Source organism: uncultured Tenacibaculum sp. (genome assembly GCF_947494125.1).
In the GTDB taxonomy this organism is placed as follows: domain Bacteria; phylum Bacteroidota; class Bacteroidia; order Flavobacteriales; family Flavobacteriaceae; genus Polaribacter.
In genome coordinates this window covers 73752-98837 of the sequence record NZ_CANLTU010000010.1, presented here as the reverse complement: position 1 = coordinate 98837, position 25086 = coordinate 73752, and the positions used below count along the sequence as shown (strand labels likewise).

Annotated in this window: 20 protein-coding genes and 1 other RNA gene; 7 read left to right on the top strand and 14 right to left on the bottom strand. The window is 30.4% G+C overall.

The genetic code is table 11. From position 1 onward, the window contains the following. Positions 1–12: 12 nt before the first annotated feature. From Q0881_RS14430 to Q0881_RS14405, 6 genes are all read right to left on the bottom strand, one after another. Complete coding sequence (locus tag Q0881_RS14430) at positions 13–1215, bottom strand: Ig-like domain-containing protein (protein ID WP_299161690.1); 1203 nt, start codon at positions 1213–1215, stop codon at positions 13–15. A gap of 125 nt (positions 1216–1340) precedes the next feature. Further along, the gene (locus Q0881_RS14425) at positions 1341–2975 is read right to left on the bottom strand and encodes a pyruvate dehydrogenase complex dihydrolipoamide acetyltransferase (RefSeq protein ID WP_299161687.1); all 1635 of its coding nucleotides are present in this window, start codon (positions 2973–2975) and stop codon (positions 1341–1343) included. A gap of 4 nt (positions 2976–2979) precedes the next feature. Then, the gene (gene pdhA / locus Q0881_RS14420; protein WP_299161684.1) at positions 2980–3975 is read right to left on the bottom strand and encodes a pyruvate dehydrogenase (acetyl-transferring) E1 component subunit alpha; all 996 of its coding nucleotides are present in this window, start codon (positions 3973–3975) and stop codon (positions 2980–2982) included. Positions 3976–4117: 142 nt separating this feature from the next. After that, positions 4118–4795: a hypothetical protein gene (locus tag Q0881_RS14415; protein WP_299161681.1), complete on the bottom strand. Its 678-nt coding sequence runs from the start codon at positions 4793–4795 to the stop codon at positions 4118–4120. Positions 4796–4862: 67 nt separating this feature from the next. Next, on the bottom strand, positions 4863–5528 hold the full coding sequence (locus tag Q0881_RS14410) for a M15 family metallopeptidase (RefSeq protein ID WP_299161678.1): 666 nt from the start codon (positions 5526–5528) through the stop codon (positions 4863–4865). Positions 5529–5631: 103 nt separating this feature from the next. After that, complete coding sequence (locus Q0881_RS14405; protein WP_299161677.1) at positions 5632–6843, bottom strand: redoxin family protein; 1212 nt, start codon at positions 6841–6843, stop codon at positions 5632–5634. Between the two features lie 198 nt (positions 6844–7041). Here Q0881_RS14405 and Q0881_RS14400 point away from each other — a divergent pair, with 198 nt between their 5' ends. Beyond that, a complete protein-coding gene (locus Q0881_RS14400; protein WP_299161675.1) occupies positions 7042–7485 on the top strand; it encodes a hypothetical protein in 444 nt (147 codons plus the stop codon). 77 nt (positions 7486–7562) lie between these two features. On the opposite strand, the gene Q0881_RS14395 is transcribed toward Q0881_RS14400, so the two are convergent. The 7 genes from Q0881_RS14395 to Q0881_RS14365 form a co-directional block, all read right to left on the bottom strand. Continuing rightward, positions 7563–9791 (bottom strand): M1 family metallopeptidase, encoded by a 2229-nt coding sequence (locus tag Q0881_RS14395; protein ID WP_299161673.1) that lies wholly within the window; start codon positions 9789–9791, stop codon positions 7563–7565. A 163-nt stretch (positions 9792–9954) separates the two neighbouring features. After that, positions 9955–12066 (bottom strand): M1 family metallopeptidase, encoded by a 2112-nt coding sequence (locus Q0881_RS14390; RefSeq protein WP_299161671.1) that lies wholly within the window; start codon positions 12064–12066, stop codon positions 9955–9957. Positions 12067–12129: 63 nt separating this feature from the next. Continuing rightward, entirely contained in the window at positions 12130–12621 is a 492-nt protein-coding gene (locus Q0881_RS14385) for a DUF6702 family protein (protein WP_299161668.1), read from the bottom strand. Positions 12622–12651: 30 nt separating this feature from the next. Further along, positions 12652–13446, bottom strand: coding sequence for a hypothetical protein (locus Q0881_RS14380; RefSeq protein WP_299161666.1), 795 nt, complete (start codon positions 13444–13446; stop codon positions 12652–12654). Between the two features lie 114 nt (positions 13447–13560). Then, positions 13561–14364, bottom strand: a complete 804-nt coding sequence (locus Q0881_RS14375) for a carboxypeptidase-like regulatory domain-containing protein (protein ID WP_299161663.1) — start codon at positions 14362–14364, stop codon at positions 13561–13563. Further along, positions 14361–15179, bottom strand: coding sequence for a carboxypeptidase-like regulatory domain-containing protein (locus tag Q0881_RS14370; RefSeq protein WP_299161661.1), 819 nt, complete (start codon positions 15177–15179; stop codon positions 14361–14363). The genes Q0881_RS14375 and Q0881_RS14370 overlap by 4 nt, the downstream gene beginning before the upstream one ends. A 4-nt stretch (positions 15180–15183) precedes the next feature. Further along, the gene (locus Q0881_RS14365; protein WP_299161659.1) at positions 15184–15963 is read right to left on the bottom strand and encodes a carboxypeptidase-like regulatory domain-containing protein; all 780 of its coding nucleotides are present in this window, start codon (positions 15961–15963) and stop codon (positions 15184–15186) included. A gap of 70 nt (positions 15964–16033) precedes the next feature. Here Q0881_RS14365 and pepE point away from each other — a divergent pair, with 70 nt between their 5' ends. Beyond that, positions 16034–16732, top strand: coding sequence for a dipeptidase PepE (gene pepE / locus Q0881_RS14360; protein ID WP_299161656.1), 699 nt, complete (start codon positions 16034–16036; stop codon positions 16730–16732). Between the two features lie 56 nt (positions 16733–16788). Here pepE and Q0881_RS14355 read toward each other — a convergent pair whose 3' ends face one another. After that, positions 16789–16992, bottom strand: coding sequence for a hypothetical protein (locus tag Q0881_RS14355; protein WP_299161653.1), 204 nt, complete (start codon positions 16990–16992; stop codon positions 16789–16791). Between the two features lie 207 nt (positions 16993–17199). Between Q0881_RS14355 and Q0881_RS14350 the strand changes: the two genes are divergently transcribed. The 5 genes from Q0881_RS14350 to Q0881_RS14330 all read left to right on the top strand — a co-directional run bounded on the left by Q0881_RS14350 (position 17200) and on the right by Q0881_RS14330 (position 25038). Beyond that, on the top strand, positions 17200–17763 hold the full coding sequence (locus Q0881_RS14350; RefSeq protein ID WP_299161651.1) for a nucleotide exchange factor GrpE: 564 nt from the start codon (positions 17200–17202) through the stop codon (positions 17761–17763). A 73-nt stretch (positions 17764–17836) separates the two neighbouring features. After that, positions 17837–18961, top strand: coding sequence for a molecular chaperone DnaJ (gene dnaJ / locus Q0881_RS14345; protein WP_299161648.1), 1125 nt, complete (start codon positions 17837–17839; stop codon positions 18959–18961). A gap of 163 nt (positions 18962–19124) precedes the next feature. Continuing rightward, positions 19125–19432: RNase P RNA component class A (gene rnpB, locus Q0881_RS14340), an RNA gene on the top strand. Between the two features lie 304 nt (positions 19433–19736). Further along, complete coding sequence (locus Q0881_RS14335) at positions 19737–22514, top strand: bifunctional aconitate hydratase 2/2-methylisocitrate dehydratase (RefSeq protein ID WP_299161646.1); 2778 nt, start codon at positions 19737–19739, stop codon at positions 22512–22514. 256 nt (positions 22515–22770) lie between these two features. Continuing rightward, positions 22771–25038, top strand: coding sequence for an aconitate hydratase (locus Q0881_RS14330; protein WP_299161644.1), 2268 nt, complete (start codon positions 22771–22773; stop codon positions 25036–25038). Positions 25039–25086: the final 48 nt, after the last annotated feature.

Genomic DNA, 25086 nt, shown 5'->3' with positions numbered 1-25086 from the left:
ATGTATTCTAAATTATTTAATTTCTGCATCACCAACTTTAACACTAAATGGTTTACACCAATATAAAAGATGATTGTAATCATCTATTCCTGTGTCTTTAATAATATAAGTGTGTGCACCATTAAACACAGCAACTTTTTGAATTTCTTTAGCGCCGCCCACAGAGTTAGGGTTGTTTGTTATATATAAATACAAGCCAGGTAAGGCAGTAGAAGCGTTGTAATCTGCATTAACAATTAATTCTAAATCGTTTGTATTCGGTATTTCTTTCAAAGTGAAAGTACCAGATAAAGGATAGCTACTTGTGGTTTTTATAGTACCCGTTTTTTCTTTTGGAGCACTACCAGTAATAGTAATTGTATTTTGATCTGTAGTTGTGTTTCCATTTAAAGTAACACTTGCTGTAATTGTAACTGAACCTATTGAGACAGCAGTAATTATTCCAGTAGATGATATGCTAGCTATACTTGTATCTGAACTTGACCAAGTTATTTGTGGGGTTTGTGTTTGCCCAGTTTGATCTGTATAAGTAGTGGTGTATTGATGTGTTTGACTAGTGTCAGCATTTAATTCAGTAATAGGATTATTAATAGTTAATCTTTCAGCAACACCAACTACAGTTAAAACATCTTCAAAAGAAAAGATATTTCCATTGATAGTTACAGATGCTGTTATGGTAGCGTTCCCTAAAGCAATAGCTGTAATTAAACCACTACTAGAAACAGAAAGTACCGCAGGGTTAGTGCTAGACCAAGAAATTTGAGGGGTTTCAACTTCACCTAAATCATTAGTATATGTAGTAGTATATTGATGCGTAGTATTTATAGTTATATCTTGTAATAAGTTGTCAATTTCTAATTTAGATTCAGCCTTAACAACAGTTATTTCATTTTCAGAAGAAACAGCTTTACCATCTGTAGTTATTGCAGTTGCTGTAATTATAGAAGTTCCAATTTTTAAAGCTGTAACTAATCCAGAATTAGATACAGTTATAACATCAGGGTTAGAGCTCGTCCATATAATTGTTGGTGTTTGTACTTCACCTACATTGTTTGTGTATTTAGTAGTGTATTGGAAAGTACCTTTTATAGTAAGCTCTTGAAGAGAAGTGTTAAAAGATAATTTTTCTTCAATTCTATCTTCTACAATATCGTTTTGAACACAATTTTGTAACAATACTACTGAGAGTACTAGTAATAATCGTAAATGTTTCATTTAATTTTTTTTGATGGGTTATTTAACCTTGAATTCGTCGAAAAAAAAATGATACATTACATTCTAAAATAAAAAAACTCGGAATTAATATTCCGAGTTTTTTTTATGATATTTTAAAAAAAATGTTACGCTAACATTGTAACAGGGTTTTCTAAATACGTTTTTAAAGTTTGTAAAAATTGAGCTCCGACAGCACCATCAACTGTTCTATGATCACATGCTAAAGTTAACTTCATAGTATTACCTACAACTATTTGACTATTTTTTACTACAGGTTTTTCAACAATAGCTCCTACAGATAAAATAGCTGAATTTGGTTGATTGATAATAGATGTAAAGCTTTCAATACCAAACATTCCTAAATTAGAAACGGTAAAAGTACTTCCTTGCATTTCATCTGGAGTTAATTTTTTGTTTCGAGCTTTACCTGCTAAATCACGAACTTGAATATCAATTTCATTAATATTCATGTGATCTGTAAATTTTAAAACAGGTACTACAAGTCCATCAGGAACCGCAACAGCTACTCCAATATTTATATGCTTATTGTATACTGTAACATCATCTTTCCACATTGTATTAACTTGTGGATGTCTTCTAAGCGCCATAGCACATGCTTTTACTACCATATCATTGAATGATACTTTAGTGTCTGGCATTTGATTGATTATTTTTCTAGAAGAAATTGCATTGTCCATATCTACTTCTATATTTAAGTAGAAATGAGGTGCAGAGAATTTAGAGTTTCCTAATGCTTTTGCAATTGCTTTACGCATTTGAGAATTCTTAACTTCAGAAGTACTTTCTTCACCAGCAATAGCAAAATTAGTTATGGCTGTTGGAGTAGAAGTTGTACTTGTAGAAGTTGGAGCTTCAACTTTAGCAGCTGGAGTATAATTTTCTACATCTTTTTTAACAATACGTCCATTTTCTCCTGAACCTTTAATATCTGCTAAATTAAAACCTTTGTCATTTGCTATTTTTTTAGCTAAAGGAGATGCGAAAATTCTTCCTCCGCTAGTATTATTAGTAGCTACTTCAGTTACCGCAGTATTAGTCTCAATAGTTTCTTTATTAACCCTGGGAGTTTCTTTTTCTTCACTTGAAGCAGCAGTACTAGTTAATGCACCAGATTTATGTGCTTCTAATAAAGAAGAAACATCAGTTCCAGTAGCACCAATAATAGCTAATAAACTATCTACAGGAGCGCTTTCTCCTTCGTTAACCCCAATATGTAATAAGTTTCCTTCATGGAAAGATTCAAATTCCATAGTAGCTTTATCAGTTTCGATTTCAGCTAAAATATCACCTTCTTCTATCTTATCACCTACATTTTTTAACCAAGAAGCAACAGTACCTTCAGTCATTGTATCACTTAAACGAGGCATTGTTATTACTTGCACTCCTTCAGGGATGGTAACAGTAGAACTTTCGTTTTTAGTTTCAGTAGTATCTTTTGGAGCTTCCTCTTTTGTTACTACAGGGGCAGAACCTCCATTTAATAAAGCAGAAATATCTTCACCTTCTTCACCAATAATAGCAAGTAAAGTATCAACTGGAGATGTTTCTCCTTCTTGTACCCCAATGTGTAATAAAGTACCTTCATGAAAAGATTCAAATTCCATTGTAGCTTTATCAGTTTCGATTTCTGCTAAAATTTCACCTTCCTCAACTTTATCTCCTACATTTTTTAACCAAGAAGCAACAACTCCTTCTTCCATCGTATCGCTTAAGCGAGGCATATTTATAATTGTAGCCATAGGTTTACTTTGATTTTATAAATGGGTAATCTTCTTGTTCGTATACCATATCGTGTAATTGATTTAATTCTGGATATGGAGAATCTTCTGCAAATTGCTCACATTCTTTAACCGAAGCCTTTACTTCTTTATTAATAGCTTCAATTTCTTCATCTGAAGCGTATTTATTTTCTTTAATAATGTCTAATACTTGCGTAATAGGATCTATTTTTTTGTACTCTTCAACTTCATCTTTGGTACGATAATGTTGAGCATCTGACATAGAATGACCTCTATAACGGTATGTTTTCATTTCTAAGAAAGTTGGTCCTTCGCCACGACGAGCTCTTTGTATAGCTTCATCTACAGCTTCTGCAACTTTAATAGGATTCATCCCGTCAACTGGTCCACAAGGCATTTCATACCCTAACCCTAGTTTCCAAATATCTGTATGATTGGCAGTTCTTTCTACTGAAGTACCCATTGCATATCCATTGTTTTCAACAATAAATATTACAGGCAACTTCCAGTTCATTGCCATGTTAAATGTTTCGTGTAATGAACCCTGACGAGCTGCACCATCACCAAAATAACAAAGTGTTACTGCATCATTACCTTTAAATTTATCTCCAAAAGCTAATCCAGCTCCTAATGGAATTTGACCACCAACGATACCGTGACCACCATAAAAACGAAATTCTTTAGAGAAAATGTGCATAGAACCTCCCATACCTTGAGACGTACCTGTAACTTTACCATAAAGTTCAGCCATAACACGTTTTGGGTCTTCACCCATACCAATTGGTTGTACGTGGTTACGGTAAGCAGTAATCATTTTATCTTTAGTTAAGTCCATTGCATGTAATGAACCTGCTAAAACAGCCTCTTGACCGTTATATAAGTGTAAAAAACCTCTTACCTTCTGTTGAATGTAAACAGCTGCTAGTTTATCTTCAAACTTTCTCCAAAATAGCATGTCTCTATACCAATTGATATAGGTTTCTTTGGTGATTTTATTCATTATATATTAGTTGTTTATTTAACGTTTGTTTGTTTATCTTGTTGAAAAACGTAACCACAAAAGTAAGTAGTTTTTGGTAATTTAAAAAAAGTTCTTATTAAAAGTTGCTGTAAGGTTTTCGTAGTGGTAAAACCTTTTAATATTATTCTTTTTCTTTGGCTATAATAATTGATGCTTTTGCACCCGTAGCAAGGTTCCATTGATTGGATGAAATTAACATTCCTGCATCATTATAAATTTTAAAACCTGCTGTGTTTGGACCTGAAGTTCCTTGGTTTAAAGCTAAGATTTCAATTGTATTAATACCTTCATCTAAAGGGATATTAAACGATTGATAACGTTGTTTAAGTACTATATTACTAACTACGGGAATGTTATTTACAAAAATAGTTACTTTATCTCCATCTGGATATTGAAAATCTCTACAAATAATATTCACACTTTTTGATTTTGTACTAAAACTCCCTAAGTCTTGATCGATAATAGGGTATTGGTACATCCCATTTATTTTTTTGAAGGCTTTTAAATATTGTTCTTCCGCAACTTTAGCTTTGGTTAAAATACCTTTGTTTTCTAAGTTTCTTTCAGCTTGTTTTTTTTGAAACTCTTTTTGTTGTTTAGTATGTGCAGTTTTAAAACCATTGTTATTTTTAAAATCTAATGATTTTGGTTTCTCAGCCTTTTTAGCAGAAGTAGTAGTAATTCCGAAAGAAGAAGTTCCCTTTTTTTTACCTCCAAAAGAGTTGTCTAATTGAGCAAAACTATTAGAATGCATACCAATTAAACCAAAAAGCACAAAAAAATGTAGAATTTTTATCATATGAAATAAATCTAAGCAAATATAATGCCGATATCTTTTAGTAGTCTAAATAAAGCGTTAAAAATTACTACTTTATAGGGAATTTAAAATAAGTTTTAGGAAAAGGCTCATTACGTAAAGTGAAATGCCACCACTCTTTGGAATATGGTCTAAATCCATTTTTTAGCATTATTCGTTGTAATAATTGTCTATTACCTTTTTGTTCTTTAGTTAATTTAGAGTACGTAATATGTGATGAAGGCCCAAAAAAATCATAAGGACTTCCCATGTCTAACTCAATATTGGTTTTTAAATCAACGATCGTTAAATCTACTGTGCTACCTCTTGAATGCCCTGATTTGGAAGATATATATCCTAATTTAAATAAATGACGTTTGTTTATGTTAGGGTAGTATTGATGTTTCATTAATGTGTCATTAATCAATCGAGCCCATTTTACAAAATGATTTACAGCAATTTGTGGTCGATAAGCATCAAAAATTTTAAGACTTAAACCTTTTTTTTGTAATTGATCTTGTACTTTTTTTAAAGCTTTTGCAGTTTGTGTTGTTGTTATAAGTATGTTTTCTTCATAACCATTTATAGGAGACCCTATAAAGTTATTACTAGAACAATATCTAAGTTCTTTTTTTATAGAAGAATCTATGTTTTTTATATACGAAAAACCCTTTGGTAAAGTTTGGGAATGTAAAATAAAAGAAGAAAATAATACTAAATAATAAATCCATTTCATTGGGTAAAAATAATGAAATGATTTTAACTTTAACATATACTATTAAGTAATGGATTATAACTATAATTTTAATTAGTACTATAGAATAAAGTAAGTGCTAGCTTTACTCTTTTAATAAAGCATTTACAAAAGTTTCAAATTCATTTTTAAACTTAATGTATTTTTCTCCAGTTGCAGGACCGTTAAAACCAGTATGTATTTTACGAACAATTCCTTTTTTATCAATAAAAACTGTAGTAGGATATGAAAGTATATGATTTAACATAGGTAATTTTTTAGCTGCCTCTTTTTTATTTGAACCTCCATATTGTGCTAATAATATAGGGTAGGTAATGTCTAATCGTTTTTTCAAACGACTAATTTTTTCAAAAGCTTTTTTTTGTGTTTTATCTGTTTCGAAAGCTAAAGCAATAAATTGAACATCAGTACTTTTATTCTTTTTTAAATATTCAACATAATATTTACTTTCATCTAAACAATTGGGGCACCAAGTTCCCATAATTTGTACTATTACAACTTTGTTTTTAAACTGTTCATCAACGTAAGAAATTAAATTACCATTTTCATCGGGGAAAGAAAAATTAAAATTTTTATAACCATCATTTAAAATTGTAAGAGTATTTTCATCAGGTAACTCGTAGTTATTATTTAATTTAGCAATGAAAGGTTCTTTCCAGTGATTTCCCGAATAGAAATTACCAATCATACTTGAGTCTGTTACTTTAGCTGTGAATAAAAAAGCGTGTGCACCATCAAATGTTGAAAGTTTTAATGAATCGCCATCAATAATACCTTCTAAATATCGATAATCTCCTGTTGTTGTTCTAAAAGTACCTTTTACTTTATTCTTTTTTTGAGTAAATATTCCTTTTGCGGTGTACTTGTCTTCTTTACTGTTTGGGCTAAAAACGGTTTCCCAATTTCCTGTAATATTAAAAGAAGCTTCGTTTTTTGATTTGAATCTTTCATCGTTCTTTCTGGCAAGAAAAGAAACAACTCTATTTAAACTAGGTTTTATAAAGTGCCCCTTTAATTTATTATTATCGGAAATTTCAGCAGCAATATAACCTTCGAAAACTGGAACTTGAATGTAAATAGAATCATTTTTATAGGTGATTTCATCAACTTCTATAATTTCATCTGCATTGTATATTTCAATTAAATTATTTTCTTTTACTTTAAAAATAAAAGGAAGTTCTTGGTTGTCTTGAATTTTTAAAACGGCTCTATAATTTCCAATTTCTAATTGTTTAGAAGATCGTTTGTTGCAAGAAAAAAAAACGAAAAAAAGTATAAAAGGTAAAAAATATTTCATAAATATTAAGGTAGAGTATATATCTAAGGTACTGCTTTTATTCCGTATAAATGAATAAGATATGGTAAAGTAGCATATGATGTTATTATTATAATTGCATGTTTAAAAAAAGAGGATATAATTTTTTATTTATAAAAACGTTCTTTTATTTAATTATAATCAAATATATTTAGATCGAACTTTAAACCCTTAAATTTTATGAAGAAACTATTTTTTTTAGCAGCATTATTTTTTTCTGTTGTGTCGTATTCACAAATCGAATTTATTGAATCATCAACAAAAGTAGATATTGTTGGTCAAGTTGAATTTGTTTACCTAGAAAAGGTAGGTGATAATGAATCGTATAATTTATTTTATAAAAATATTAATAATCCAATAAATGAATATGTGTTTTTTTCATTTAAGAATACGAATGATGATGTAAGTAAATTACACCAAATTATGTTGAAAGGCTTTGAAGAAATGCCTATGCAGAAATTTCAAATAAAAGCTAATGGAGATGTAATTTTCTTTAAATATGAAAGAGGAGATGATGGTGAAATGAGAATGCAGATTCAACAATATGTTAGTAGAGATCCAGATGTAATGACTGTTTCTAAGTTTTTAACATTAAATGAAGTTAATAAATTATTTCAGAAATAATATTTTTCAACTTTTTAGAAAACAAAAAACGCAGCTCATGAGCTGCGTTTTTAATATATAAACGATAGATAATTATATTATCCTTTTACTTTATTTTTAAATTTATCAAACTTATTAGCTGTTTTCTTAGGCCAACTATTGTTTTTTGTGTCAATATCAGCAGTTTCTAAATCAGGATCTACAACAATACTTTTTACTTCTTTTTCAGAAGAAAATACTCTGTACACTTTTTGTTCATTTTTCATCCAAATTTGAGCAGGGAAAGTTTCACGTTTCTTAGTTCCATCTGCATACGTTAATTCAACAATAATAGGCATAGGTATACCTCCTGGTTTTTCAAATTCAACTTGATACATGTATTTAGGTAATGCTTTTAAATTAACTTTTTTATCAGCAGATAAACCATTAATGTAAGTTTCTACTTCAGAAGCATTAGCATCTTCTTTTTTAGTAGTTAAGAAAATTAATTTTCCTAAACGAGCAAAATATGAAGGATATTGTTCTTGTAATTTTTTAGTTCTTTCGTTAGGTTTATTTGTTAAGTATAAAGGTTTAACTTCTTTAATACCTATATCAGAATAATCTGTAGTATAAAACCACCCTCTCCAAAACCAATCTAAATCCATACCAGAAGCATCTTCCATTGTTCTAAAGAAATCTGCAGGAGTAGGGTGTTTAAACATCCATCTTTTAGAATATGTTCTAAATGCATAATCAAATAACTCAGGTCCCATAATAGTATGACGTAACATATATAAACCAGCTGCTGGTTTAGTGTATGCATTAGGTCCAAAATTTTGAACATAATCACCTTGTGCCATAATTGGAGTTAATTTATTTTGATCTAAGCTCATGTAGCCTACAATATCTTTAGGTAGATTACCAGTATTAAATTTAGGATCATAATCTAATTCTGCTAAAATTTCAACAAAAGAATTTAAACCTTCATCCATCCATGTCCATTGACGCTCATCTGAATTTACAATCATTGGAAAAAAGTTATGACCAACTTCGTGTGTAATTACACCAATCATTCCATTTTTAACTCTGTCAGAATAAGTTCCATCAGGATTAGGACGTCCATAGTTAAAGCAAATCATTGGATATTCCATTCCTTGATTTTTTGCATGAACCGAAATAGCTTTTGGATAAGGATAATCAAAAGTCATTTTAGAATACTCTTCTAAAGTGTTTGCAACAACTCTAGTTGAGTGCTCTTCCCATAAAGGGTTTCCTTCTTTTGGATATAATGAAACAGCCATAATGTTTTTACCATTTATGTTTACTGCCATTGCATCCCAAATGTATTTTCTTGACGAAGCAAATGCATAATCACGAACATTCTTTGCTTTAAAGTGCCAAGTTTTAGTTTTTGTAGTCCCTTCTTTTTCGTTAGCTTCAGCTTCTTCTTGAGTTACGATAAAAACAGGGTCTTTATAAGATTTTCTAGCTTTAGCCCAACGATTACGTTGTTCTTTTGTTAAAACTTCTTTTTCATTTTGTAATTCTCCAGAGGCATCAACAATATGATCGGCAGGTACGGTTAATTTAACGTCGTAATCACCAAATTCTAAAGCCCATTCGCTACGTCCCCAAAACTGCATATTTTGCCATCCTTCTACATTATCATAAACAGCTAAACGAGGAAAGAATTGAGCAATAGTATAATTTTTATTACCGTCAGGAAATAATTCAAAACCAGAACGACCACCATCTTCAACAGAATTGTTAATTAGGTAGTTCCATTTTATATTGAATTTAAAAACTTCACCTGGCGCTAACGCTTTAGGTAAATTAATACGCATCATTGTACGATTAATAGTATACGATAAATTTCTTCCGTTTGAATATTTTACAGCTTCAATTTTAAAACCAAAATCTTTTGGTTTACCCATGTTTTCTTCAACAAACTTTTCAGGTGTTTGAAAACCACTTGCGCCTTTAGATTGAGCTAAAGGAGTTTTAGAATCTGGAGCACGCATGTTTTGGTCTAACTGTACCCATAAGTAATCTAAATGGTCTTTAGAATTGTTATGATACGTAATAGCTTCGTCTCCATATAATTTATTAGCAGCTTCATCTAAACGTAAGTCCATTACATAGTCCACTTTTTGTTGTGTATACGCATGACCTGGTGCTCCTGAAGCTGTATGTTGATCATTAGGTGTAGCCAATACATCTTTTAATTGGCGAAACTTATTTTGATCAATATGACCCTTTTGAGGCTCTTTCTTTTCTGTTTCTTGTGCAAATAACGATGCAGAAAGAAATAGAGCTGAAAATAGTAACGTGGAATATTTTCTCATTAGTTTGTTTTGATTGATTTTTAAAAAATATGCGGGAAGTTACTGAATTTTGATAGCTAGTAAAGAAATTTTGTAAAAACTTTAACAATCATTTGTTTTATATAAAAAAATGAAATAAAAAAGCGACATTATTAATAATGTCGCTTTTTAAATATTTTGGTTCTTAACCTTTTATTTTATTTTTAAACTTATCAAATTTAGTAGCTGTTTTCTTAGGCCAACTATTATTGGATGTATCTACATCAGCGGTTTCTAAATCAGGATCTATAGTTATACTTTTTAATTCCTTGTCAGATGAAAACACTTTACTAACTTCTTTATCGTTAAATCTCCAGATTTGAGCTGGGTATGTTTTCTTTTCTTTTGTTCCGTCTTTATAAGTAAACTCAACAATAATTGGCATTACTAATCCTCCAGGTTTATTATAGGTGATTTCATAATGGTATTTATTATGCTTATTAGAAAAACTTAATCCATTAGTACTGTCTTCGTTAAAGTTAACAGAGTCATCTTTATTTTTACTCGTATAAAACTTCTTAACCCCTTTTATCCCAATATCATTTACATCAGTAGTGTAGAACCATCCTCTCCAGAACCAATCTAAATCCATTGCAGATGCATCTTCCATTGATCTAAAGAAATCAGCAGGAGTTGGGTGTTTGAATTTCCATCTTTTAGCATAGGTTTTAAAAGCATGGTCAAATAATTCGTGTCCCATAATAGTTTCTCTTAAAATCCATAATGCAGTAGCCGGCTTACCGTAAGCATTATTTCCAAATTCATATACATGATCTCCTTTAGACATAATAGGTGCAATTTTAGATTGATCTCCCGCCATGTACTTTACAATATTTTTAGGATAGCCTCTTGTTATAGGGAAGTTCTTGTCATAATCTAATTCAGCTAACATTTCCATATAAGAATTTAAACCTTCGTCCATCCAAGTCCATTGTCTTTCGTCAGAATTTACAATCATAGGGAAGAAATTATGACCAACTTCATGAATAGTAACTTTAATCATTCTATACTTTGTTCTGTCAGAATAAGTTCCATCAGGATTTGGTCTTCCAGGGTTGAAACAAATTTGAGGATATTCCATTCCCATTTGACCATCGACAGAAATTGCTTTGTGGTAAGGGTAATCAAATGTATATCTAGAATATGTTTTTAACGTTTGCGCAACGGCTCTTGTTGAGTGCTCACCGTAAAGTGGATTTGCTTCTTTGGAGTATAAAGATTCTGCCATTACAGTTTTACCATTTATGTTAACAGCCATTGCGTCGAAAATAAATTTTCTTGATGTTGCAAATGCATAATCTCTTACATTGGTAGCCTTAAATTTCCATGTTTTTGTTTTCTTTGAACGACCTTGTTCAATTTTTTCTGCTTCTTTTTGAGTTCTGATAATGACGGGATTGTCAAATGTATTTCTAGCTTTTTCAAAACGTTTCAATTCAGTTTTAGAAAAAACATCTTTTCTATTTTGTAAAACACCTGTTGCTCCTAACATATGGTCTGCTGGAACTGTAATATTTACATTGAAATCTCCAAATTCTAAAGCAAATTCGCTACGTCCCCAAAATTGATCATTCTGCCAACCTTCTACATTATCGTATACACACATTCTTGGGTAAAACTGTGCGATAACATAATTGTTATTGCGATCTTTAGGAAAGTGTTCGTAACCAGATCTCCCACCTTGAGTTCTATGATTATTTATATTGTACCACCAAGAAATATTGAATTTAAATGTTTCTCCAGAAGCTAATGGTTTTGGTAAATTAATACGCATCATGGTTTGATTGATAGTGTGTGATAAATTACTTCCATCTGTATTTGTTACGCTTGTAATTTTAAACCCACCATCGAAAGATTTTTCTGGAAAAGCTCTATCGAATCCTTCTTTGCTTAGTTTTTTTATAACTTTACCAGAACTTATATCTGGTGTTTTAGAGTCTGCAGCACGCCTGTTTTGATCTAACTGTACCCATAAATAAGGTAATTCATCTACAGAATTATTATAATATGTAATAGTTTCATTACCGGTTATTTGTTGTTTATCATCGTTTAAAAGAATGTCCATGTTATAATCAACTTTTTGTTGAGTATACTCTTTTCCTGGAGCACCTGAAGCTGTATGTTGGCTATTTGGTGTTGCTAAAAGATCTTTTAGTTGCCTAAATTTGTTTTGATTTGTGTGTCCTTGTTTTGTTTGTGCAACTATAGCAGTTGTAACAAATAAAAAAGCAAACACTAACGAAGTTATTTTCTTCATGAGTTGTTGTTTATTTAATTGTGGTTGAATTTAATAAATAGCAGGTAATTAACTTAGAAAGTGTTAAAATTTTAACAAACCTTTATCGTTTTTTTTAGTTAAAAATAAACTTTTACGTTCTTTCTTTATAGATGCTTTTACTAGATTTTGTTGTTCTGGAAAGTATTTTATTAATACATCATTTTTAATTTCGATTGATTCTACTGATAAAATATTTTCTATTTCAAGATAGAAGTAAACAATATTTCCATCGTATTCTTTTCCTATAAAATTATAGTCAAACTTTTGATTATTAATAAAAATTTTAAAGTGCTCTTTTAAGTATTTTAAAAAATATTCATCAGAATTTTTTAATTCTTTTTTAGTAGATAGTTTAAGGTCTACGTCAAAGTCTTTATTGATGGCTGTTTCAATATCATCCATAAAAACATTCATAATCATTTGGACAGATTGAGTTTCTTCTTTGTACTCAATTTCTGTTAAAGCTATGTAGTATTTGTGTATCGAAAAAGATAATAGTGGCACTATTAATATAGCAACGAATAATTTTTTCATACTTTGTTAAAAATCAATTATTGCGCCAAATTAGTGTTTTTCTATAAGTTTAAGATAATTTAGATGCTCTTTTCTTAAGGTATTTATAACTTTTAGCACTTCATTTTTTTTGTAGAAATTCTCAATACCTAACGGAGAGCAATATTCAAGAAAGTGATAATATTTATCAACAGGGATTTTTAATTCTATAAAAAAGAAGTCTTCGCCTAACTCATTTAAAAGCTTAGCAGGTAAATTTTCTTTAAAAGCCAATTCTTCTCGAAGTTTTTTTACTTCTCCTACCTGTTTAAAAGGAATTACAGTTGTTGTGCCTAGTCCTTCAAAAGCTGTTGTAGGATCAGTTCTAACAATATTTGGTTTTACACTAGTGTTTATATGATCTCCTGAATTACTTGTGTATTTTATTTCAGAGAAATTACTAGCTTTTTTCGCAAGTTCTAATTTAGGATTATGTTTTATTTTTTTTAAATCATTACTAAGTGAACCTGAAAGTTCATTGTTTTTAAGTGAAACTTCGTCTAGTTCATAAACTCGTTTTTCTAAAGTAGTTCTTTTTCTATAAACATTAAAATCATTAGAAATAAGCTTCTCGAATATAGTTTTATACCCTATTGACGAGAAACGAATAGAATCATTTGGTTTTGCGAAAATTCGATATTCTCCTTTTTTGTTTGAAAATGTAGCTTGATGTGTTGTCAAATTAACAATATGGGCATTTTCTAAAACTCCATTTTCATTATAAATAATTCCAAACAATGTTTTTCGTTCTTCTTGAGAGAAAGTAAATTGAGAAATGAACATTATAAATAGAAGTATTTTTTTCATGATAAAGTATGATTGGTATACTTCTAAAGATACGAAAATTTTATGAAAAATACAGAACTAGAATTTGTATGAAAATAAAAAAATAATTTTTTTTATGCCAATTATCGCATCTAATTAGTGATTGTAATCTGATGAATAATTTTTTTTAAATTTTTCAGACTTAACTTTAAAAAATTGTATTAAATCTATTTCACCAGAATTGTATATAGTATTAAAATTTTTATCAGCACTACAGAAATAAATGAATTTATATATGTCATATTCTTTAATGCCAAATTCTTTTACAAAGTGAATTGAATAAGTGTCTTTTATTTTTTTTACTTTAAATTCTAAAGATTCGATATCTTTAAGTTTACTAAGTTTCTTTATTCTACCAGAAATAGTATTAAGTATGTAATCTAAGGAAAGAGAATTTGCAAGTCCAAAAGAAAATGGTGTACTACCGCCTTTTGCTGTTTGCAATTTTCTTTCAGCAGGAGTAAGAATTCTGGAACCTGCATAAGGGAGTTTTAATGTTTTAGCATTGATCTCTTTTTTAGATTTAATTTTTTTACTGTCGGAAGATAAATATCCTAATAAATTATTGTCATTTAGGTTGACTTCATCTAATTCATATGAGGTTTTAACTAAGAGGATAGTGTTTTTCTGTATGCCAAAGTGTTTAATTTTTATAATTAAAATCTTCGATTGATACCCCACAAAGGATATTTTTAAACTATCATTGACTTTTGCTAAAATTCTAAATTCACCATTATTATTCGTGTAAGTACCTTGTTTTGTATTTAAGTTAATTATGTGAGCATTAACTACAAACCCAATTTTATCTTTTATTTCAGCATAAAAAAACTTTCTAGTTTCTTGAGATTGAATTTTGAAAAAAGAAATTAGAAAAAATAAAAAAAATAGCGTCTTTTTCATTCTTGTAAATTTATACTTTTTAGATAAGTAATACTTTGTTCTTGTAATATTTTTATTACTTCTAATACATTTCCATTTTTATATAGTTGTTCAATATTTAGAGGATTACAATATTCTAAGAAATGATAGTATTTTTCTTTTGGAATTTTTAAATCATTAAAAAAGAAACTTGAACCAAATTCTGAAATTAACATTTTAGGAAAGTTTTCTTTAAATTTAATTTCTCTTCTATGTTTTTTTCTTTTTAAAGCATTCTTAACAGAACCAGAATTAAAACTAACACCAATAAGGCCGAAAAATTTAGCTGTAGGATCGATTTCTTTCCAAATATCAGGAGCTTTTGACCTATCAACATCATCAATTTTTTTAATTATAATTTGTTTAAAATTAACCTTTGAAAAATCAAAAGCCCCTTTTGATTTTTCAATTGCAATATCTTCAGGAGTTTGTTTCATATCTCTTGAAAGAACTCCAAATAAACTATGTTTTTTTAAAACAACTTCATCAAGTTCAATTACTTTTTTTTCAAGAATAAAAGAATTTAGTTGCATTCCAAAATGATTCGATTTAACAGCTATGCGTTTGGTTTTATAACCTACAAATGAAACTTTTAAATTATCATTAGGTTTTGCTAAAATTCTGAACTCACCATCTTCATTAGTGTATGTTCCTTGATTTGTGTTTAAATTAATAATATGAGCATTACCAATTACATCCATATTATCTATTATTGTAGCATATAAGAATTTTCTTTTTTGTTGAGCGTAGTTATTAGATGTGATTAAGAAAAGAAAGAAGAGTAATGGTTTATTCATAGGCTTATTTTTGGGTTAGTTTGGTGTTTTCTTTTTCTAAAAGGTATGGAGAGTTTTTGCTATTGTCAATTAGCACAGATGTAAGTTCTAAAAGTTTGTCTTTATTATATAGGTTAATAATGCCTCCCGAAATACAATTTTCTAAAAACAAATTAATATTTTCTTTTTTTATTTTTAATTGTTGGATAAAGAATCCATCAGTAAAGTGCTTTCTTATCCTTAATAAGTTTTTATCTTCAAACTTCAGTTTTTTTAATAATTTTTTTTGTTTGTTTTTTCCGTTAAGAGCATTTACAAGTCCCTCAATTCCGATTGATAAACCAGATTCAATTTTTAATGTTTTGTCTTCTTTAGGTTTTTTACTATTAGCATAAGGTAATTTTAAGGTTTTAGCATTTACAATTGGAGCGTTGTTGATTAAAATATCCTTGTCAATATCAAAAATCCCTTTCTTTTTTTTCAAAACAACTTCATCAAGTAAATAGGTCTTACTATTTAAATAGATATTAATCTTCTTCGATTTTAAATCTTCGTTTGTAATAGTATATTCTTTGTATTCGAAATTTAGATGAGAAGCAATAATAACATCACCTTTATTTGCTAAAATTTCAAAATGTCCTTGCTCATCAGAAATAGTACCTAGATTTAATTTCTTATTTATAAGATGGACATCTTGTATGGGAAGGCTATCTATAAAAATGTATCCAGAAATAATTTTTGGACTATTTTGAGCTATGATTGTACTCGTTATTACTATAAATAAAAAGAATGCAATTTTTTTCATGTAACAAATAAACTACCTAACTGTCTTAAAAATGTTTTAATAACATGGTAAATTTTTGTTAATTTGATGCATGAAGAAACTTATAATAGCAAGTACATCAACTGTTCATGGAAGTGGGTATTTAGAATATATTTTACCAACCCTTTCTGTTTTTTTTAAAGAAACAAAAACAATTTTATTTATACCATATGCAAGACCAGGGGGCATAAGTTATGATGAGTATACTAATATAGCTAGAAAAGCTTTTAATAAAATAGATAAAGAAGTAGTAGGAATTCATGAATTTGAAAACCCTCAAAAAGCAATACGAGAAGCTAAAGGAGTTTTTATAGGTGGAGGAAATACTTTTGAATTAGTAAATCAAATTTATAAGAATAATGTTTTTTCTGATTTAAAAGAAATAGTGGAGCAAGGAATACCGTATTTAGGAACAAGTGCAGGAAGTAATATTTGTGGAGTTACAATGATGAATACGAATGATATGCCAATTGTGTATCCACCTAGTTTTAAAACATTAGAGTTTATTTCGTTTAATATAAATGCACATTATTTAGATCCGAATCCAGATTCTACACATATGGGAGAGACTAGAGAAATAAGAATAAAAGAATATCATGTTTTTAATGAAACACCCGTATTAGGTTTAAGGGAAGGAAGTTGGTTAGAAGTAAAAGGAGAATCAATTATACTGAAAGGAAGTTTATCAGCAAGATTATTTCAAAAAGGAAAATTGCCAATAGAGATAGAAACAAATAAGGAAATAAATTAAAGAATAAAAAAACCAGCTATTAACAGCTGGTTTTTATTTTTTTGAATAAATTTTTATTATGATAACTGGGCGTCATCACAAGTATAAACTTGAGGGCAAGCAATAAGACTACTACAATATTTAGGACCAGTTACACGTCCTGCACAATCACAACCACACTTACGAATATCTTGATCAAAAGAAATTCCTCCAGTTAAGTTTTTTTGCTCTTTTTTTGTTAAAATTGTTGCACCGTTAATGTTTAATAAATTTTTTTTCATAATTAATGAGGGACTTAAAAGTTTAATTTAATTTCTATAAAAGTAGATAATTATTTTAAAAAAAAGCATTTTTAAAATAAATTTTTAAAATAATTTTAGAAAAAGAGAGTAAATACATAACAGTTATAGAAAGTGTCATGTTGGCATATTTTGATTTATTGGCAGTATTATTGCGTAAAAAAGAGAAAACAAAAGAGACGATTTACAATGAGTAAAGATCAATATACAAAAGAAGACGAACTGAAAGACACTATTGATAACATTGAAGTAGAAGGTAATCAAGAAGAAGGTGTTGATAATCAAGAGGCTGTTAAGAAGGAAGAGCCTACTACAGAAGAACTAATTGAAATAGAGAAAAATAAGTATTTACGTTTGTTTGCAGAGTTTGAGAACTATAAAAAACGAACGTCAAAAGAGCGTATAGAATTATTTAAAACGGCAAATCAAGAAGTAATGACAGTTTTACTGCCAGTTTTAGATGATTTTGAGAGAGCTTTAACACATATAGAAGATGACAAAGAAGCTGAAGAATTACGTAAAGGAGTTTTATTGATATATCAAAAATTAATAAAAACTTTAGAGCAAAAAGGTTTGACAGTTTTAGAGGTTAAGCCAGGAGATGTTTTTGATGCAGAAGTACATCAGGCAATTACTCAAATTCCTGCACCATCAGATGATTTAAAAGGAAAAATTATAGATTGTGTAGAGAAAGGATATAAATTAGGAGATAAAATTATTCGTCACCCAAAAGTGGTGGTAGGACAAGCATAAACAATTAATAGTTACCAATAATTATCAGTTATCAATTGTTTATTGTTAATTGTTAATTGTCAATTGAAATAAAATGGCAAAACAAGATTACTACGAAGTATTAGGTATTTCAAAATCAGCGACACAATCTGAAATAAAAAAAGCATATCGTAAAATGGCGATTAAATATCATCCAGATAAAAACCCAGATGATAAAAGTGCTGAAGAAAAATTTAAATTATGTGCAGAGGCTTATGAAGTACTAAGTGATGAGAATAAAAAAGCTCGTTACGATCAATATGGGCATGCAGCTTTTGAAGGAGGCCAAGGTGGTTTCGGTGGCGGAGGAATGAATATGGATGACATATTCAGTCAATTCGGAGATATTTTCGGAGGAGCTTTTGGTGGTGGTTTCGGAGGCTTCGGAGGCGGCGGACAGCGTCAAGCTAGAGTAAAAGGAAGCAACTTACGTATTCGTGTAAAACTTACATTAGAAGAAATTGCTAATGGAGTAGAGAAGAAAGTTAAAGTTCGAAGAAAAGTTCAAGCAGACGGAGTAACTTATAAGACATGTACAACATGTAATGGTAGTGGACAACAAATGCGTGTTACCAATACCATTTTAGGTAGAATGCAAACAGCGACTACTTGTGGTACCTGTCAAGGGGCAGGAGAAATGATTGGTAGTAAGCCAAATGGTGCAGATGCTCAAGGGTTAATTGTTAAAGAAGAAACAGTTTCTATTAATATTCCAGAAGGTGTAACGGAAGGAGTACAATTAAAAGTAGGAGGAAAAGGAAATGAAGCTCCAGGAAAAAACTCAATTCCAGGAGATTTATTAGTTCTAATAGAAGAAGTACAGCACGAAAGTTTAAAAAGAGAAGGAAGTAATATTCATTACGATTTATATATTAATTTTTCAGAAGCTGTTTTAGGGGTTTCAAAAGAAGTAGAAACAGTTACGGGTAAAGTAAAAATTAAAATTGAAGCTGGTACACAATCAGGTAAAATTTTAAGATTAAAAGGAAAAGGATTACCAAGTATAGAACGATATGGAAATGGAGATTTTTTAATTCATGTTAATGTTTGGACTCCTCAAGAGTTAACAAAAGAGCAACGTAAGTTTTTTGAACAAATGGAAGAAGATGAAAACTTTAGTCCAAATCCACAAAAATCAGACAAATCATTTTTTGAGAAAGTAAAGGATATGTTTTCTTAAAAGAGAAAAACACTTTTTTTGAAAAAAATATTTTTTTAAAAGAAAAAACAATCTTATATTTGCAGTGTCTAGAAGACGTTCTAGACACTTTTTCTTTTTCATAGCAATTTTCCCACTCAGTTTTTGAGTGGGTTTTTTATGAACTAAGATTTAAAATAACATATAAGCAGACCTATCTTATCGACTTATATTTAGTATAAGTAGGAAAGTCTGGACACCAAAGAGTAGCATAGCGGATAACATCCGTCCGGTGTAAACCGAGGACAAGTGCAGCAGAAAGTATGTACAGGTAATGCTGTAGTGAAACCAGGTAAACTCTATGCGGTGCAATGCCATGTACATTAGAGCTTGAGCGCTACTCGCGCGATTCTAAGGGGTAGGCAGATTGATTTTACGAGTAATTGTAAAACTAGATAAATGATAAGAGCCTCACTAGAGGAACAGAATCCAGCTTACTGGTCTGCTTTTTTCCTATTTAGAATCATTATAGCTTTAATTTCTAGCTTCAAAAAAATGATGAATTATCATATTCGTAATTTTTAACTAATTAAAGATGCTTTTTTTTGTTTTTTTCGTAAAAACTAGGATTTTAATCAAGTAAATTTATTGTTTTTTGAGTTTTGTTGTTTATTTTTTAATATGAAGCTAAAAACGTATTTTTGTGGAGCTTTAAAATTAACAAAATAAATTATTTAGAATATAACTTTTAATGTTGATAAACCTCTTTTAAGAGGTGTATTAAGTAACTATTCTTTATAAGAAAAATAAACCTTTTATGAACACATACTCAGATTATCTTAAAGAGATTGAAGAAAGAAAAGCTCAAGGGTTACACCCTAAGCCAATTGACGGAAGCGAATTATTAAGTAACATTATTACACAAATTAAAGATGTAAATAATGAACATCGTGAAGCATCTCTTAACTTTTTTATATACAATGTTTTACCAGGTACAACAAGTGCGGCAGGGGTAAAATCTAAGTTTTTAAAAGAGATTATTTTAGGAGAAACTGTAGTAGAAGAAATTTCATCAGCATTTGCTTTTGAACAATTGTCTCATATGAAAGGAGGGCCTTCAGTAGAAGTGTTATTAGATTTAGCTTTAGGAAATGATACTGAAGTAGCTAATGAAGCTGCTAAAGTATTAAAAACACAAGTTTTCTTATATGAAGCAGATACAGAGCGTTTAGAAAATGCTTATAAGGCAGGAAACGCTATCGCTAAAGAATTAATAGAGAGTTATGCACAAGCAGAATTCTTTACGAAGTTACCAGAGATAGATGAAGAGATAGAAATAGTAACGTTTGTTGCCGGTATCGGTGATATTTCAACAGATTTATTGTCACCAGGAGCAGATGCACATTCAAGGTCAGATCGTGAATTACATGGTCAGTGTATGTTTGAGCATAATAAAGACATGCAAAATGAATTATTAGCTTTAAAAGCGAAACACCCAAATAAACGTGTGATGTTAATTGCTGATAAAGGAACTATGGGAGTCGGTTCTTCAAGAATGTCAGGTGTAAATAACGTTGCCTTATGGACAGGGATTTCATCTAGCCCTTATGTACCATTTATTAACATAGCACCAGTAATTGCAGGAACAAATGGTATTGCACCAATTTTCTTAACTACTGTTGGGGTTACAGGAGGTATTGGTATCGATTTAAAAAACTGGGTGAAGCAAAAAGATACAGATGGAAACACTATAGTTGATAAAGAAGGAGATGCAATTTTAAAGGAAGAATATTCTGTAGCAACAGGTACTGTTCTTACTATAAATACAAAAACAAAGAAATTATATAACGGAGACAAAGAGTTAAAAGATATTTCTACCGCTTTAACACCACCAAAAATGGAGTTTATTAAAGCAGGAGGTTCTTATGCTGTTGTTTTCGGTAAGAAATTACAATCATTTGCTTGTAAAGTTTTAGAAATTGATGTCCCTCAAGTTTATGCTACTTCAAAAGAAGTTTCTATTGAAGGACAAGGTTTAACTGCTGTTGAAAAAATATTCAATAAAAATGCAGTAGGAACTACTCCAGGAAAAACATTACATGCAGGATCTAATGTTAGAGTTGAAGTAAACATTGTAGGATCTCAGGATACTACAGGATTAATGACTTCTCAAGAGTTGGAAATGATGGCTGCAACAGTTATTTCTCCAATTGTTGATACAGGTTACCAATCAGGATGTCATACAGCTTCAGTTTGGGATGATAAGTCAAAAGCTAATATTCCAAGATTAATGAAGTTTATGAATGACTTCGGATTAGTTACAGCGCGTCATCCAGAAGGAAAGTACCATGCAATGACTGATGTTATTCATAAAGTATTAAATGATATTGCAGTTGATGATTGGGATGTAATTATAGGAGGAGATTCGCATACACGTATGGCAAAAGGAGTTGCTTTTGGAGCGGATTCAGGAACAGTTGCTTTAGCATTAGCTACAGGTGAGGCTACAATGCCAATACCAGAATCTGTTAAAGTTACTTTTAAAGGAGAAATGAAATCTTATATGGATTTCCGTGATGTAGTTCATGCGACTCAAGAACAAATGTTAAATCAGTTTGATGGTGAGAATGTTTTCCAAGGAAAAATTATAGAAGTACATATTGGTACTTTAACTTCAGATCAAGCATTTACATTTACAGATTGGACTGCAGAAATGAAAGCAAAAGCATCTATCTGTATTTCAGAAGATGACACTTTAATTGAATCATTAGAAATCTCTAGAGATCGTATTCAAATTATGATTGATAAAGGGATGGATAATCCGAAGCAAGATCTTAAAGGATTAGTAGATAAAGCTAATAATCGTATTCAAGAAATTAAAACAGGAATTAAATCGGCATTAAAACCAGATGCAGATGCTAAATACTATGCAGAGGTTGTTATTGATTTAGATAAGATTGTTGAGCCAATGATTGCAGATCCTGATGTAAATAATGCAGACGTATCTAAACGTTATACGCACGATAATATTCAACCTTTATCTTTTTATGGAGGAACTAAGAAAGTTGATTTAGGTTTTGTTGGTTCATGTATGGTTCATAAAGGAGATATGCAAATATTGGCACAAATGCTTAAAAACGTAGAAGCTCAAAAAGGAGAAGTAGAATTTAAAGCTCCTTTAGTTGTTGCTCCACCTACATATAATATTGTTGATGAATTAAAAGCAGAAGGAGATTGGGAAGTTCTAGAAAAATATGCAGGTTTTGTATTTGATGATAGTGCTCCAAAAGCAGTAGCAAGAACTAAGTACGAGAATAAATTATATTTAGAACGTCCAGGTTGTAGCTTATGTATGGGGAATCAAGAAAAAGCTGAACCAGGAGACACAGTAATGGCTACATCTACTCGTTTATTCCAAGGAAGGGTAGTAAGAGATACAGAGGGTAAAAAAGGAGAATCATTATTGTCTTCAACTCCAGTTGTAGTTTTATCTTGTATATTAGGAAGAACTCCTACTATGGCAGAATATGAAGCTGCAGTTGAAGGTATAGTTTTAACGAAGTTTAAGCCATCTCAAAAACAGTTAGTAATGTAATTATTACATTATTTAAAGAATATTTAAGCTCGAGTTTTTAAACTCGGGCTTTTTTGTTGAAACAATATCAAAAAAGAATATGATTATGAATCTTAAGAGTTTATAATGAGTGATCATTAGTGCTGAGAATTATTACATTTAACAAAGACCATAATCAATTAATTAGATACTCATATTAGTATTAAATATTATAGAATAAAGTTGATTACATCATTTTTTGCTAAATTTAGACTTGTAACAAAAACTAAACAAGCACATGGCATTTGATATTAAAATCATTAAGGAGGTTTATGCAAAGTTTAAAGAACGTGTAATAGCAGCAAAAGAACTTACGGGAAAACCACTTACGTTAGCAGAGAAAATTTTATACGCTCACCTTTGGGATGGTAATCCAACGAAAATTTTTCAAAGAGGAAAAGATTACGTTGATTTTGCTCCAGACCGTATTGCTTGTCAAGATGCAACAGCTCAAATGGCATTACTACAATTTATGCAAGCAGGTAAAAATAAAGTAGCAGTGCCAACAACGGTTCATTGTGATCATTTAATTCAAGCAAAGTTAGGAGCAGATAAAGATTTACAAGCAGCTTTAAATAATTCAAACGAAGTATTTAATTTTTTAGAATCTGTTTCTAATAAATACGGAATTGGATTTTGGAAACCAGGAGCGGGAATAATTCACCAAGTGGTATTAGAAAATTATGCATTTCCAGGAGGTATGATGATAGGAACAGATTCACATACAGTAAATGCAGGAGGATTAGGAATGGTAGCAATTGGTGTTGGAGGAGCTGATGCGGTTGATGTAATGGCAGGAATGCCTTGGGAATTGAAGTTTCCTAAATTAATAGGAGTAAAGTTAACAGGTAAGTTATCTGGATGGACAGCTCCTAAAGATGTTATTTTAAAAGTTGCAGGTATAGTTTCTGCAAAAGGAGGAACAGGAGCCATTGTAGAATATTTTGGGCCGGGTGCAATTTCTATGTCTTGTACAGGTAAAGGTACCATTTGTAATATGGGTGCAGAAATAGGAGCAACCACTTCTACTTTTGGTTACGACGAATCAATGGAACGTTATTTGCGTGCTACAGATAGAAACGATGTAGCCGATGCAGCAAATAAAATAAAAGAACATTTAACAGGAGATGAAGAAGTATATGCAAATCCAGAGCAATATTTTGATCAGGTAATTGAAATTAATTTATCAGAATTAGGACCGCTATTAAACGGGCCTTTTACCCCAGATTTATCTACACATGTAGGTAAAGAAATGGCAGAAAGAGCAAAAGCTAATGATTGGCCTTTACAAGTAGAATGGGGGTTAATAGGTTCTTGTACAAACTCTTCTTATGAAGATTTATCAAGAGCATCCTCAGTAGCACAACAAGCATTAGATAAAGGTTTAAAAACAAAAGCAGAATTTGGTATTAACCCAGGTTCTGAGCAAGTACGTTATACAGCAGAAAGAGATGGTATTTTAGAAGTTTTTGAAAAGTTAGATGCTAAAATATTTACAAATGCCTGCGGACCATGTATTGGTCAATGGGGACGCTATGAAGATCCTAAAAATGCACCAAAGAACTCCATAGTACATTCATTTAATAGAAATTTTGCAAAGCGTGCAGATGGAAACCCAAATACACATGCATTTGTAGCATCACCAGAGTTAACAGCTGCAATTGCAATAGCTGGTCGTTTAGATTTTAATCCATTAACAGATACTTTAATAAATGAGAATGGAGAAGAAGTAATGTTAGATGAACCAACAGGATGGGAGTTGCCTCCTAAAGGTTTTGAGGTTGATGATAATGGGTATTTAGAACCAATGAAAGATGGTAGTGGAGTAGAAGTAACAGTTGACCCTAAATCAGAGCGATTAGAATTACTAACACCATTTGTTCCGTTAGGAGACAAAATTGAAGGAGCTAAACTATTAATTAAAGCTTTTGGAAAATGTACAACAGATCATATATCTATGGCAGGTCCTTGGTTGCGTTATCGTGGACATTTAGATAATATTTCTAATAATTGTTTAATTGGAGCAGTAAATGCTTTTGGTAAAAAAACAAATTTCATCAAAAATCAATTAGATGGTGAATATGGAGGCGTTCCAGATGTAGCTCGTAAATACAAAGCAGCAGGAATAAAAACGATTGTTGTAGGAGATCATAATTACGGAGAAGGATCTTCTCGTGAGCATGCCGCAATGGAACCACGTCATTTAGGAGTCGCAGCAGTAATTGTTAAGTCATTTGCACGTATTCATGAAACAAATTTAAAAAAACAAGGAATGTTAGGGTTAACATTTGCTAATGAATCTGATTATGATTTAATTCAAGAAGATGATACGTTTAATTTCTTAGATTTAAATGAATTTTCTCCAGGGAAACCATTAACTATTGAAGCAGTTCATGCAGATGGAACTAAAGATATTATTATTACTAATCACACATACAATGAAGGGCAAATAGAATGGTTTAAAGAAGGATCAGCTTTAAATTTAATAAAGAAACAGAATACTTAATAAATATTTTTTTTAATACTAAAGAAAACTCCAGATTTTTGTCTGGAG

Excerpts from the sequence above, each read along its gene's own strand:
- Q0881_RS14430 (WP_299161690.1), bottom strand. The coding sequence starts at position 1,215 with ATGAAACATTTACGATTATTACTAGTACTCTCAGTAGTATTGTTACAA.
- Q0881_RS14425 (WP_299161687.1), bottom strand. The coding sequence starts at position 2,975 with ATGGCTACAATTATAAATATGCCTCGCTTAAGCGATACGATGGAAGAA.
- pdhA (WP_299161684.1), bottom strand. The coding sequence starts at position 3,975 with ATGAATAAAATCACCAAAGAAACCTATATCAATTGGTATAGAGACATG.
- Q0881_RS14415 (WP_299161681.1), bottom strand. The coding sequence starts at position 4,795 with ATGATAAAAATTCTACATTTTTTTGTGCTTTTTGGTTTAATTGGTATG.
- Q0881_RS14410 (WP_299161678.1), bottom strand. The coding sequence starts at position 5,528 with ATGAAATGGATTTATTATTTAGTATTATTTTCTTCTTTTATTTTACAT.
- Q0881_RS14405 (WP_299161677.1), bottom strand. The coding sequence starts at position 6,843 with ATGAAATATTTTTTACCTTTTATACTTTTTTTCGTTTTTTTTTCTTGC.
- Q0881_RS14400 (WP_299161675.1), top strand. The coding sequence starts at position 7,042 with ATGAAGAAACTATTTTTTTTAGCAGCATTATTTTTTTCTGTTGTGTCG.
- Q0881_RS14395 (WP_299161673.1), bottom strand. The coding sequence starts at position 9,791 with ATGAGAAAATATTCCACGTTACTATTTTCAGCTCTATTTCTTTCTGCA.
- Q0881_RS14390 (WP_299161671.1), bottom strand. The coding sequence starts at position 12,066 with ATGAAGAAAATAACTTCGTTAGTGTTTGCTTTTTTATTTGTTACAACT.
- Q0881_RS14385 (WP_299161668.1), bottom strand. The coding sequence starts at position 12,621 with ATGAAAAAATTATTCGTTGCTATATTAATAGTGCCACTATTATCTTTT.
- Q0881_RS14380 (WP_299161666.1), bottom strand. The coding sequence starts at position 13,446 with ATGAAAAAAATACTTCTATTTATAATGTTCATTTCTCAATTTACTTTC.
- Q0881_RS14375 (WP_299161663.1), bottom strand. The coding sequence starts at position 14,364 with ATGAAAAAGACGCTATTTTTTTTATTTTTTCTAATTTCTTTTTTCAAA.
- Q0881_RS14370 (WP_299161661.1), bottom strand. The coding sequence starts at position 15,179 with ATGAATAAACCATTACTCTTCTTTCTTTTCTTAATCACATCTAATAAC.
- Q0881_RS14365 (WP_299161659.1), bottom strand. The coding sequence starts at position 15,963 with ATGAAAAAAATTGCATTCTTTTTATTTATAGTAATAACGAGTACAATC.
- pepE (WP_299161656.1), top strand. The coding sequence starts at position 16,034 with ATGAAGAAACTTATAATAGCAAGTACATCAACTGTTCATGGAAGTGGG.
- Q0881_RS14355 (WP_299161653.1), bottom strand. The coding sequence starts at position 16,992 with ATGAAAAAAAATTTATTAAACATTAACGGTGCAACAATTTTAACAAAA.
- Q0881_RS14350 (WP_299161651.1), top strand. The coding sequence starts at position 17,200 with ATGAGTAAAGATCAATATACAAAAGAAGACGAACTGAAAGACACTATT.
- dnaJ (WP_299161648.1), top strand. The coding sequence starts at position 17,837 with ATGGCAAAACAAGATTACTACGAAGTATTAGGTATTTCAAAATCAGCG.
- Q0881_RS14335 (WP_299161646.1), top strand. The coding sequence starts at position 19,737 with ATGAACACATACTCAGATTATCTTAAAGAGATTGAAGAAAGAAAAGCT.
- Q0881_RS14330 (WP_299161644.1), top strand. The coding sequence starts at position 22,771 with ATGGCATTTGATATTAAAATCATTAAGGAGGTTTATGCAAAGTTTAAA.